The sequence below is a fragment of the Wolbachia endosymbiont (group B) of Chorthippus parallelus genome, from assembly GCF_947251815.1.
Taxonomy (GTDB): domain Bacteria; phylum Pseudomonadota; class Alphaproteobacteria; order Rickettsiales; family Anaplasmataceae; genus Wolbachia.
Genome location: NZ_OX366390.1, coordinates 1,180,748 through 1,192,821, shown reverse-complemented (window position 1 = coordinate 1,192,821; position 12,074 = coordinate 1,180,748). Strand labels below are relative to the sequence as shown.

Annotated in this window: 10 protein-coding genes, 1 other RNA gene and 1 pseudogene; 10 read left to right on the top strand and 2 right to left on the bottom strand. The window is 33.0% G+C overall.

Annotated features, from left to right (window positions below; translation table 11 throughout):
- Positions 1–365 precede the first annotated feature (365 nt).
- From ssrA to OPS21_RS05450, 9 genes are all read left to right on the top strand, one after another.
- Positions 366–698: a transfer-messenger RNA gene (gene ssrA, locus OPS21_RS05490) on the top strand.
- A gap of 16 nt (positions 699–714) precedes the next feature.
- On the top strand, positions 715–1,143 hold the full coding sequence (locus tag OPS21_RS05485) for a ClpXP protease specificity-enhancing factor SspB (RefSeq protein WP_264337090.1): 429 nt from the start codon (positions 715–717) through the stop codon (positions 1,141–1,143).
- Between the two features lie 463 nt (positions 1,144–1,606).
- Positions 1,607–2,797: a hypothetical protein gene (locus tag OPS21_RS05480; RefSeq protein WP_264337092.1), complete on the top strand. Its 1,191-nt coding sequence runs from the start codon at positions 1,607–1,609 to the stop codon at positions 2,795–2,797.
- A 67-nt stretch (positions 2,798–2,864) separates the two neighbouring features.
- Positions 2,865–3,143 carry a YggT family protein gene (locus OPS21_RS05475; protein ID WP_264337093.1) on the top strand — a complete coding sequence of 93 codons (279 nt, stop codon included), beginning with the start codon at positions 2,865–2,867 and terminating at the stop codon, positions 3,141–3,143.
- Complete coding sequence (locus tag OPS21_RS05470) at positions 3,144–5,255, top strand: DNA translocase FtsK (RefSeq protein WP_264337094.1); 2,112 nt, start codon at positions 3,144–3,146, stop codon at positions 5,253–5,255.
- Between the two features lie 119 nt (positions 5,256–5,374).
- A complete protein-coding gene (locus OPS21_RS05465) occupies positions 5,375–5,920 on the top strand; it encodes a hypothetical protein (protein WP_264337095.1) in 546 nt (181 codons plus the stop codon).
- A gap of 179 nt (positions 5,921–6,099) precedes the next feature.
- The gene (locus OPS21_RS05460) at positions 6,100–6,735 is read left to right on the top strand and encodes a TRP75-related protein (RefSeq protein ID WP_264337096.1); all 636 of its coding nucleotides are present in this window, start codon (positions 6,100–6,102) and stop codon (positions 6,733–6,735) included.
- A gap of 16 nt (positions 6,736–6,751) precedes the next feature.
- Positions 6,752–8,032, top strand: coding sequence for a flavodoxin-dependent (E)-4-hydroxy-3-methylbut-2-enyl-diphosphate synthase (ispG, locus tag OPS21_RS05455; protein WP_264337097.1), 1,281 nt, complete (start codon positions 6,752–6,754; stop codon positions 8,030–8,032).
- A gap of 177 nt (positions 8,033–8,209) precedes the next feature.
- Complete coding sequence (locus tag OPS21_RS05450) at positions 8,210–9,556, top strand: ankyrin repeat domain-containing protein (RefSeq protein WP_405197040.1); 1,347 nt, start codon at positions 8,210–8,212, stop codon at positions 9,554–9,556.
- 21 nt (positions 9,557–9,577) lie between these two features.
- On the opposite strand, the pseudogene OPS21_RS05445 reads toward OPS21_RS05450, so the two are convergent.
- A pseudogene (locus OPS21_RS05445) lies at positions 9,578–10,677 on the bottom strand (IS3 family transposase).
- A gap of 131 nt (positions 10,678–10,808) precedes the next feature.
- Positions 10,809–11,186 carry a TraR/DksA family transcriptional regulator gene (locus tag OPS21_RS05440; protein ID WP_007302671.1) on the bottom strand — a complete coding sequence of 126 codons (378 nt, stop codon included), beginning with the start codon at positions 11,184–11,186 and terminating at the stop codon, positions 10,809–10,811.
- A 108-nt stretch (positions 11,187–11,294) separates the two neighbouring features.
- On the opposite strand from OPS21_RS05440, the gene OPS21_RS05435 reads away from it, so the two are divergent.
- Positions 11,295–11,942 carry a heme exporter protein CcmB gene (locus OPS21_RS05435; RefSeq protein WP_007302672.1) on the top strand — a complete coding sequence of 216 codons (648 nt, stop codon included), beginning with the start codon at positions 11,295–11,297 and terminating at the stop codon, positions 11,940–11,942.
- Positions 11,943–12,074: the final 132 nt, after the last annotated feature.

Sequence of the window (12,074 nt, the reverse complement as noted above, 5' to 3'; positions counted from 1 at the left end):
AATAGGACTAGACGCTTAAAAAGCTTTTATCAAAAGCATTTGTGCTATAGAAACCTTATGTCTATTTTATTGCTAATTAAAATATATACAGCTGCAAAAAGAGCCAAATTTACCCTCATCGTAGAAAAGATTCAGAAAAAATGTAACGCACATACGACAGAGATTAAGCATATGTGTGCACCCATTTGCGCTGAAGAAGATACGCTACATTCTTTACTGAGTTTGATTATTTGATAAAAAAGTCTGCAGACGAAGATAGATTTTGAGCTCTAAAAATACCTCTACTGTGAGTATACTAAGATTATATAAATAGGCGAAGTAATTTTTATATTAGTTTTTTAGTTGCCAATCAATTTGGAGTTCAATAACTTGACATTTATTTAATACTATTGTATAATGGGAGTGTGTGTTTTTTATACACTATGGCAATAAAATTACCTTGTAATAGGTGTATTGGACCCGAGGGCAGTGCTCGGCGCCTCCACCATATTTTTGATACGGGGGCGAATAAGGATCGACATGCATAGTAAAGATGGTAGCTTTGCTCGGTTAGATACCACCGCTAAGAGTTCATAATTTAGATGCAAACGATAACTTTGCTGCTGAAGACAATGTTGCATTAGCTGCTTAATTTAGGCACTATAACTTCATTGCTATAAGCACGGTTTAGGGAACACCGGGTAACAGAAGTTCCCCCAAACATGTAAGGGTTATATGGATAAAACAGATTATCGGAAGTTGCTTAGTTCTAGCAAATTTCAAATTGTCAAAAAGGCTTTGAATACTATATTAGATAATGATTTTACTCCTTACTTAGAGATACTGTTTTTTACGCGATTTAACGGTGTTGTCATACCAGATTACTTGAAAGAATCATATCCTACTCAAATGCTTATTATATTACAGCACCAATTTTATGGTCTAAAAGTTCTTGAGGATAAGTTTAGCGTCAGTTTGAGCTTTAGTGGAAAACAAGAACAAGTCACTGTGCCGTTTTTTGCTATTAGTGAGTTTCATGATAAAATGTCAGGAGATACTTTAGTATTTAGAGTTGATTCTGATAAAGAGTATGAAAGTGAGAAATGTGCTGAAAAATCATCAAATGGTAGTATTATATCTATAGATCAACTTTACGATAAGTAGTTACTTCATTTTATAAATAAAAAATATTGTATCTGTTCAGGATATCGACAAGACCATAGAGTAAAAGTGAGTTTATAACAAATGGTATCATTTGAGTAGCTGACATTGGCTTTCACATAAAAAACGTTGTAAAGCGCTTTCATATTTACCAACTTAGTGCCAATCTGGATCCCAGTGTCTGGGCACTGGGATGACAACAAAGGGGCTACTTGAACAGAGGCTATTTAGGTAACAAGAGGTGACAAGAAAAGAAGCGCTGCGTACCTGAACACTTATCCTGCATGTAATAAACATGATCAAAAAGCTATTCATACAGTACACATCTCTCCGTTAATTTATCAATAAGTTTTTTATCTACTTGGAACCAAAGATTACAATATCTTATTAAATTTTAATAAAAATCTTTAAATTTTTAATATTTTATGCTATACTTAATATACTATTAAAATATTAGGTATAAGTAATGTCAACATATATAAAAGAGTACGTCAATGATATTTGTGGATCGCAAATATCAAAAATTCATCTTCTCAAAGGAGATGAGGTCAGAGTCTTTTTCAAAAACGCTAATGGAAAAACCTTTGATCGAACTTTTTCGAAAAGAGATATTGCAGAATTTTTAAACCAAACTATTGAAACTGAAGACTTTGTTATCACGCAAGATATAGAGAATGGCATTGCTTGTAATATAGAAGGAATTTATAAAGACAGCAAAGGGAAATATCACTACATAGAAATAATATCATATGCTCAGGTAAAGTCGGCTTATGAAGAGTATACACAAAAATTTAAGAGAGAAGATGGCATCATATTCAAATTAAATCGACATATTTCCACAGCCATAGGGAATATGCCAACATTGAGTGGATGGTATAAAAAAATTCTAGGCTTTAATCCTCAAAACGGATTATGTAATCCATTAAGTAACTTAATTGTTTCTATGAAGCTAGAAAGTAGAGAAGACTTTTTAAGCTTTTTTAATAGACTAAATAACGAAATAACCGAGCAAGATATTATAGATTACCTTAATGGCAAGGAAGAAAAAGAACGGCAGTTACATTTGATACTGGTTCTATCAGAGTGCTTGCCTATTTTATGTCTTTATGATGCTAAAAAGAGTAAAAGTTTTGCTTTGTCTGATAATACTTTGCTGAATAAACAAAAATTTTCCTTTGATCCTAAAACAAAAAAACAAGCTTACATTTCTCAAAAGCAACTTGAGCATGCATTAGATAATACAGAATCAGAGCATTATATAATGTTTAGCTGCCGCCGCCGTTATTATTATAAAGATGGAAAGCTCAATAAAGACGGGCATGCTATGCTAATATATAAGGGAGAAAACAATAGATACATATTTTTTGATGCTAATATTGGAGTGGTTGGTTTTTGTTCTAAAACAGGCATTGCGCAATTAGAACGAAATGATGTGCTTGATTTGATAAACCTTGCCATCTATTATTATTCAGCCAGTGGATATTTTAGAGAGCAAGTTCCAAATAGCTGTGAAACATCAATTTTGCTTCGAGATGTAACATTGGCACTGCAGGAAATTGAAGAATTTTACAGTAAAGGAAATCCAAAGCAGCAAATTGTAGACATATCAGTTGATAAACAGACTAATCAGTTATTGTTTACACCTGTGTCAGCATAAAAATTATTGTGGGGCTTGATTTTATACATATCACTACACATAATAGGTTTTAGTATAAATTAGTAATATGCATCCAATCATATACTTGCTTAACCTGTTACTTGATCTTTACAGCTTCGTTCTAATATGCTCAGTTGCTCTCGATTTGTTGATTAAATTGAATGTAGTTAACATGTATAATGAGATTGTAAGCAGCATAATGCAAACTTTAAACAGACTTACCCATCCTCCACTAAAGGTTATCAGAAGGTATATACAACCATTCAATGGATTAGATCTATCCATCATGATATTGATAATAGCAATTCACTTTGTAAAATATACAATTACTTATTACTTTAAGTAGATGTTAAAAAAACAGCTAAAATCAGCGATATACTTGTCACTCTTAATGTATATATATATATCGGTTTTTAGCTATAATTATCAAGATCCATCCTTAAATACAGCTACAGATGAGAAAGTAACAAATTTAGGTGGAATAGTAGGTTCATATTTAGCTGATATATTAGTTCAATTTTTTGGACTCGCTAGTATTACAATAGCTACAACCATAGTTTACTTTTTAATTTTCAGAGCATCATTGCTGAAAATTATCTACCTAACGTTAATCAATGTAGCAATATATGCTATATTGTCGCAACTTTCGCTTGGCATTACTGCTAGATACATGCACGGTGGAATAGTCGGTAATGCTCTAATTGACCACTGCCCATTTTACATATTCACAGTAGTAGCATCAATAGGTGTTGTAGGGTTGGTTGGTTGGAAGAGAACAGTTTATTCTTTACTTTTCCTATGCAAAAAAATAGCTTCCTTTTTTGCAAAGTTTCTGTTTTTCAGGTTACGTAAAACTACTGATTATTCAATAGCACCATTAGTAATAGAGGGAAAATATAGAACCACTAGACAACAACCAAAAGAAAGACAGAAAAAAGCTACCGAAGAGATTTTTAAACCACCTTCTAGCGAGTTTGAGTTTCCAAGCATTCACTTACTTTCTAAAGTAGAAGAATCTATGCAGAGAAAACAGTTGAATGCATTAGAGAGCAATAAGAATTTATCTCTGCTCGAACAGGTGCTGAGTGATTTTGGCGTGCAAGGAAAAATTATAAGTGTATGTTATGGACCGGTTGTGACTTTATACAAACTTGAACCACAAGCAGGTACAAAATCTGCAAGAGTAATTGGTCTTGCAGATGATATTGCACGTTCAATGAGTGCACTCTCTGCACGTATTTCAATAATTCGTGGACAAAATGCCATGGGAATAGAATTGCCAAACAAGGAGCGAGAGATTGTGATGCTGCGTGATTTACTTGAATCGCCAGAATACCAAAATGCAAACTTAAATCTTCCAATTGCGCTTGGCAAGGAAATAAGCGGAAAACCAGTTATTGCAGATCTGACTAAAATGCCCCACTTGCTTGTTGCCGGAACTACAGGGTCAGGTAAGTCGGTTGCAATTAACACGATGATTCTGTCGCTTGTTTATCGACTAAGTCCTGATGAATGCAAGATGATAATGATCGATCCAAAAATGCTTGAGCTTTCAATATATGATGCAATACCGCATCTAATAACACCAGTGGTAACAGAGCCAAAAAAAGCTGTTATTGCTCTTAAGTGGATCGTGAAAGAGATGGAAAATCGCTATCGTATGATGTCATATTTAAATGTGCGGAATGTAATAAACTATAATCAAAAAATTACAGAAGCGATGAATAGCGGAATAGAATTGGAACGTGTTGTACAGATTGGCTTTAACTCAACAACTGGTAAACCTTTGTTTGAAAAAATACCGATTAAAATGGAGACATTTCCGTATATTGTGGTGATTGTAGATGAAATGGCAGATTTAATGCTTGTTGCTGGCAAAGATATAGAATGCTCTATTCAACGTTTAGCTCAGATGGCTCGTGCTGCAGGAATACACATCATAATGGCAACACAACGCCCATCTGTAGATGTGATAACAGGTGTGATAAAAGCAAACTTTCCAACGAGAATTAGTTTTGCTGTTACTTCTAAGATAGATAGCCGTACAATACTTGGTGAACAAGGGGCTGAACAATTGCTCGGTATGGGTGATATGCTTTATATGGCCTCTGGTGGTAAGATTATTCGAGTTCACGGTCCATTTGTAAGTGATGATGAGGTGCAAAATATAGTTGATCATCTAAAAACGCAAGGTGAGCCAAACTACATGGAGGAAATCACTCAAGAAGATGAAAATTCTTTCGCGGAATCAGAAGGTGAAACAGAAGATGAAGAGAACGATCTATACAAGCAAGCAGTAGCCATCATTCAGAGGGATCAAAAGGTTTCAACTAGTTATATTCAAAGACAGCTTAGAATAGGCTATAACAGAGCTGCAAATATTGTTGAAAGAATGGAGAAAGAAGGCATTGTCAGCGCTCCGAGTTACTCAGGAAAGAGAGAGATATTGGTAGAATAACCCTTAACTTAAACCAAGGAAAGTTATTTTAAGATCAATGTATAGTGATAGTTAATTTAATAATAATTTAAACATTGGGAATGTAAAATTATAATATATTAATTAGCTAGGGGGTTAAAATGGTAAAAGGAATTTTCCGCAATTGGTTAGGTATAACAGAATTGCAAGAAAGTCAAAAGATAGATGCTGAGAAGTTTGAAAAAGTTTTTAGTGAATTAAAAAAATGGCAAGAAGCTCAAAATATTGATGCTAAACAGTTTGAAGAGGTATTTAGTGCATTAAAAGAATGGCAAGAAGCTCAAAAGATAGATGCTGAGCAATTTGAAAGAGTTTTTGGTGCATTAGAAGACAAGATTGGTACTGAGCAGTTTCAAGCTATGCAAGAGCACTTAAGCGGCTTGCAAGAAAAATTTACAGGCTTAGAAGAAAAAGTAGAAACATTTGCAGACATGGTAGGGGGACAAGAACAAGCAATACTAACTTGTGCCATAGTCAGTGCTGTTGCTGCAATAGCTGTAACTAGTTTTGTTGCATTCTGTATCTATCAGGGAGTTAAACTTGATAAAGAGAAGAAAAATGACTTGTCTCAAGGTACACCAAATGGAAAAGTTGACGCAAGCAATGTTGTTAGTCATGAAACACCACTGATTGACTTTTTGAGTTGATAATGCTCTTCTTGAAAAGGTGTTACGTAAAATTTGTAACACCTTAAACTTTCTTTAGATTTTGCAGGTTTTGGTAGTAAATTTTTTAGAAAGATGTTTGTATTATAAAGTTAGTAGAGATTCTGATTTACTTAAAGTTCGTTAATTGGTATCTTTTAAAGTACAATATTCACTATAGCATGCTTAAGATCTTTTCTAAAGTTTTATTTACATTAATACTTTTGGTTTCTAGTTTCTTAACTGTACATAATGTTGAAGCTAAGTCTAAAGTAAAGCTCAGTAAGAGATACATACCTCCTGGTAATCCTGGTGGTGCAAACTTTCATGAAGATGAGGAATTTGCTGATTCATATAAATTATATGAAAAGCGTAGGGAGATTCTCAAGAAAAAAAAGTTACAAGTGCAATCTAATGCTAACATAAATAAAGAAGATCTAATCAAAAAATTAAAAGAAAAAAAAATTGCTAGCCTTGATAACGAGCCAAACAACGTGGGAGCTTGCATAGTTGAAGATGGGGAGGATGCTATGATCAATCAGCATGGTATTAATCTTGCACGTTTAAAGGGTGCTGTATTTATAGATCAAGAGCCAGTTTCTCAGTATGAAAGTAAGCAGCATAAAAGTGAACAACAAAAAGGGAAAAAAGTTACTTCAACACGAGAAAAAAAAGTTTCCCCTATAAATGTTACTATAAAAGAAAGTCCATCAAGAAGAACGTGCTCTCATGATTCTATTACTGATCTAAATAGAACACCACAGCATAGTTTAAATGGTTCAAGTTCATTTGGCAGTGTAGTTGACACAGTAAAATAGTGTCACGATTAATAATATGCTAGATAGAGACCTGACATTGAGTGATGATGCATATGAGTCATCGCCGGTTTCCAGGCATAAAACTCATACTGTAAAAGTTGGACAAGTGAAGATAGGTGGAAATAATCCTATAGTTGTTCAATCCATGGCACTTGGTGCACATATAGATTCTGACAACATAAAAAGTAGTGCTCAGAAATATGCAAAAGAAGTAATAGAACTAGCGCATGCAGGTTCAGAATTGGTGCGAATTGCTTTGAACTCAGAGGAAGTAGCAAAAGCAATACCTTATATAGTAGAGGAAATAAATAAAGAAGGCTTTGATGGTAAGATATTAGTAGGCTGTGGACAATATGAGCTCTACAGGCTGATTCAGGATTATCCAGACAACATTAAAATTCTGGGTAAAATTAGGATAAATCCAGGTAATATAGGCTTTGGTGATAAACGTGATGAAAAATTTGAAAAAATTATAGAGTATGCAATAACGCATGATCTTCCTGTCAGAATTGGAGTAAATTGGGGTAGTCTTGATAAGTACCTTTCACAAAAATTAATGGATGAAAACTCCTTGTCTAGTAATCCAAAAACTTCTGATGTTATATTACGTAAGACGCTTGTAATGTCTGCTCTTGGTAGTGCAAAAAAAGCTGAAAAGATTGGCCTTAATGCAGAGAAAATAATCATTTCATGTAAAGTCAGTAGAGTGCAAGATTTAATTTTAGTTTATACGGCACTTGCACAATCTTCCAATTATGCGCTGCATTTGGGTTTAACCGAAGCTGGTATGGGTAACAAAGGCGTAGTAAATACCACAGCAGGGCTTACTTATTTATTGCAAAATGGTATTGGAGACACTATCCGGGCTTCTTTAACTCAGCGCCCTGGTGAATCACGCACTAATGAGGTGGTAGTATGTCAGGAAATACTGCAGTCTATAGGTTTGCGCTACTTTAACCCTCAGGTGAGTTCATGTCCTGGTTGTGGACGCACAAGTGGCGATCGTTTTCGTATATTAACTGAGGAAATAAATGACTACATAAAAACTCATATGCCGATATGGAAGAAAAAGAATCCTGGTGTAGAGTATATGAGCGTTGCTGTTATGGGATGTATAGTAAATGGTCCTGGAGAAAGCAAACATGCAAATCTGGGGATCAGCCTGCCTGGGTATGGAGAAAAACCTGTTTCAGCAGTCTACAAAGACGGCAAATATTTCAAAACTTTACAAGGTGATAATATTTTTGAAGAATTTAAGGAAATTATTAGTGATTATGTGGAGAAGCATTACACGTAACAGGTTCATGATTAATGTAAATCTAATGTTGAAAATAAGTTTTATAAGAGGGAGTTAAATTTTTCTAAAAACCAGCTAATGGAAAAATTTGCTTCTCTAGGTTATCGGGAATTACTTGATTTTATATCATAGATATTATATAATAAACTATATATATTAATTTACTAAAGAAACATTATGAGAAGAGACGAAGCTTTAAAAATATTAGGTTTTCAATCAAGCTATGCGCCTAGTGAACAAGAAATTAAATCAGCTTATAGAAAATTAGCTTTGAAATATCATCCTGATAAACATTCAGGTAAAAATGAGGTTGTGAAGAAACAAAATGAAAAAAAATTTAAGCAGCTAGGTTCTGCATATGAATTTCTCACTAAGAAAAATATAGAAGAGGTTACAAATCTAACTGACGAAAATTTAAATGAAATTAATTCGCCTGGAGATTTGAGGTTTTACTTAAGTAGGGCTCTATATAATCAGGATATAAAGTTTCTTGAAAAGCTTTTTTCCAAATTCAAAAGCAGTAAAGATGGAAGATTTGGTGATTACATCAATAAAGAACTTATTTGTATTTACTTTCCATTATCTATTGCTTTAATGCAAGCTAAAGATTCAAGAAATTATAGTATTTTGAAACTTCTTTTAGAAAATGGTGCTGATCCTAATATAAAGCTATTACATAATGAAGCTTCGTTATACTATTGTAGGGTTATCGATGACAGCAGAATTGTAGAGTTATTGTTACAATATGGTGCTGATCCTAATATGTTAGATAAAAATGGTAAAAATCCGTTGTTTAAAGCGTTTTTGTGTGATGATGATCATACTATGGAAATACTTTTGAAATATGGTGCTAATCCTAATATGTTAGATAAAAATGGTCGAGTTCCATTATATCAAGCAATCAATTGTGACAACGATAAACGCGAAAAATATGTAGAGTTGCTTCTAAAGTATGGTGCTGATCCTAATCAGAAGGTTAATGGCTCCAGAGTTATAGAGTGTGCTCCATATTTCACTAATAATGGTGTAATGAATTTGATTAAAACGCTTACTCTGCCATACGGTAACAATGATAAAGTTAAAAGGTTGATGGCTGAGTACGGTGGAGTTGATAGACGTTATCTACGTGATCAAACGATACTGACTTGTTGTTGCTTAATAGTCGCTTCTGCTACTTTTTTTAGTATAGCTTCTCCTGTGCGCTATGTACCGACAGCAATATTTGCACTTGCTGCATGTTTTTTTATTAAAAATGCTGTACATGCTGCATTTTTTGCAAAAGAACCTTCTACTGAGTTTACCGAAGCTAGAGCTTGTCCAGAGATTAGTAAAAGAGGTATAATATCTAAAGTTTTAGTACTGGGTAAAGACGAGAAAAAAGCACCCAGCAGACCTAAGTCAAAGGGAATGGACAAGAATAGAAAGCTATTCCAGTATAATGCACCCATTTGTCTAGACCATTTTTTTCAAAGTGATCCGATTTTTAAAATGAATATGTTGATAAATACGTCGACACACATTTAAAGTATTTATCAATATATTCATTTACTGTTTATGATAATAAAGATCAGCAGGAACTTTATAATGTAGAGTCTGATGTCGCCTTTTATAGTTATACCAACCAACAAAATCGTTTATTATAAGATTCAAATCTCTGATACTATTTGGTCTATAATAATATATAGCTTCTTGCTTTAAAGTTCTCCATAAACGCTCAACAAATATATTGTCGAAGCAACGTCCTTTATGATCCATACTAATTTTAATATTAGCACGCTCTAATTCCATAATAAAGTTGTAGCTAGTAAACTGCACTCCTTGATCACTATTAAAAATCTCAGGTTTACCTTGTTTTAGAGCTTCTTTGAGAGTATAAAGGCAAAATCCAGCATCGAGATATGGTGATAATGAATGAGCAATAATATAGCGACTATACAAGTCCATTATTGCCACAAAATAGACAAACTTACCTTCTACCATAATATATAGTAGCCCATACCTGATTAACTCTACAAATAATCAAATCTTTGAGTAAATAAGGATATATTTTATGCTTTTTTTCTTTAATACTTGTATTACATCTTTTTCTACAATACAGCCCACTAATCTTCATTTTTTTCATAATTCTTAAGATTTTTTTGTGATTGACTACTACTCCACTCGCTATGATTTCAGCAGTAATTTTACGATATCCATAACGGCAATCAGAAGCCAAATATACTTCTTGAATCAAATTTCACTTTCGTTATTAATTATATGCCTATAATATAGGCTAGATCTGCAAATCCCCAGTAAATCAGCCTGTTTCCTAATTGATAGATCAGAATCTTTTTCTATAAACCTTACTCTATCTTTTTTGCTTATTTCAGTAATTTTTTTTTCAAATAACTATTTTCCACTGTCAATTCTCCTATTACTTTATGTAAACTTTCTATTTCTTGCGCTAAGATTCTTTGTTTTCTCGCACTTTCACTTTCTTCAACAAATAGGTCTTTTAACCTTGCCAATACTCTATCACGCCAATCATATAGATTTGTTGATGGTATTTTATATTCACTACATATCTCAGATGTGCTTTTTTGATTTTTTATTGCTTCCAAAGCTATCTTTGCTTTTAACTCTGGTTCATATTTTTTTGTTGCCATACTTTTACCCCTTTACCTTCCTACTCGGATCAACCATTTTTTTTTGGTCTAGTTTATGGGGTGCATTATATATCTGGCTATGAGTAGAGTTATGTTAAGGAGAGAAATATGCTTGAATTCCCGGACAAGTTCTAATCATTAATGTTATACACGTTCTTTTCTTTTTCTATTCTCTCTTGTTCTTCAATACAATACATAGCAAGCGGATTAGCTTTAAGTCTTTCGACTCCTATTTCTTCTCCCGTTCCATCGCAGTAACCATAAATGCCTAATTTTATTTTTTCCAACGCCTCCTTAATTTTTTCTTTTCTATCTTTTCGGCGCTTAATTAATTCTCCATTTTCACTATCAGAATAAATACTACTATCTTCTAGATCTTGTTTCTCCAGTTCAGAGAGTATTGATTGTAACTTTAAGCTAAAGTATTCCAGTTGTTTTACGTTCATATATTCTTCATTTTCTGAAGGAACGTAATCTTCCGGTAACTTTATTTTTATTAATTTTTCCATAGCATTATCAATAAAATATATTAAAACTTATATAACTTGTAAACACAAAAAATTATACTACCCTCAAAGTAAACACTATAATTTATAATAAACATTTAAAATCCTGGTATGATTAGTTTGGTAAAAAAATTAGTAATAAATGATAATAATCTTACTTATATAGTATGTATTTTTATTATAATGTTAAGTTTATCTTCATATACACTTGAAAACAACAGTAAACAAGAAGTCATATTAACATTAACATGGATATGTGCTACATTTGTTTTGCAGATCTCTACAAATAATTTATTTACATCTGATTATCATGATGGAATATTAGAGCAAATCTTTTTACAGCCACTCTCTTCTAGGCTGATAGTTGCTTATAAAATCTTCGCTCACTGGTTGTTATTTGGGTTACCGATTTCAGTGATTTCTTTCATGTTCAGCTTTGCAATTCTAGGCAATAATATTGAACATTCAATAGCAGTTGGAGTGTCTTTATTATTTAATACGCTGATAATCATTAATATTTCAGCTACTGGAAATGCATTGATGATTGGTCGAAATAACTTAGCATCAGGAGTGTCGCAAATTCTTGTTTTGCCAATGATAATGCCAACTTTTGTATATTTCAAATTGCTAACTCAATTTGAAAATTTATCCTTGAATATTTATACACTACTAATCACCATCTTAGTTTTTGTCATTTTAATTGTTAACAGCACTATAACTACTCACATAGCATTAAAATTTGCTGTGGAGCAGGATTGAAAAAACTTACTAGTTATTTACTTGTATCTGCTTAGTTAAGGGTGTTAACTTAAGTAGAGATGGAGACATTAGACTTCTTGCATGAATTACAGCGTGTGAAACCATTATTGGATTTCAGACTGGCTGGTTATG

Coding starts and splice junctions, on each gene's coding strand:
- OPS21_RS05485 (WP_264337090.1), top strand. CDS start 715: ATGGATAAAACAGATTATCGGAAGTTGCTTAGTTCTAGCAAATTTCAA.
- OPS21_RS05480 (WP_264337092.1), top strand. CDS start 1,607: ATGTCAACATATATAAAAGAGTACGTCAATGATATTTGTGGATCGCAA.
- OPS21_RS05475 (WP_264337093.1), top strand. CDS start 2,865: ATGCATCCAATCATATACTTGCTTAACCTGTTACTTGATCTTTACAGC.
- OPS21_RS05470 (WP_264337094.1), top strand. CDS start 3,144: ATGTTAAAAAAACAGCTAAAATCAGCGATATACTTGTCACTCTTAATG.
- OPS21_RS05465 (WP_264337095.1), top strand. CDS start 5,375: ATGGTAAAAGGAATTTTCCGCAATTGGTTAGGTATAACAGAATTGCAA.
- OPS21_RS05460 (WP_264337096.1), top strand. CDS start 6,100: ATGCTTAAGATCTTTTCTAAAGTTTTATTTACATTAATACTTTTGGTT.
- ispG (WP_264337097.1), top strand. CDS start 6,752: ATGCTAGATAGAGACCTGACATTGAGTGATGATGCATATGAGTCATCG.
- OPS21_RS05450 (WP_405197040.1), top strand. CDS start 8,210: ATGAGAAGAGACGAAGCTTTAAAAATATTAGGTTTTCAATCAAGCTAT.
- OPS21_RS05440 (WP_007302671.1), bottom strand. CDS start 11,186: ATGGAAAAATTAATAAAAATAAAGTTACCGGAAGATTACGTTCCTTCA.
- OPS21_RS05435 (WP_007302672.1), top strand. CDS start 11,295: ATGATTAGTTTGGTAAAAAAATTAGTAATAAATGATAATAATCTTACT.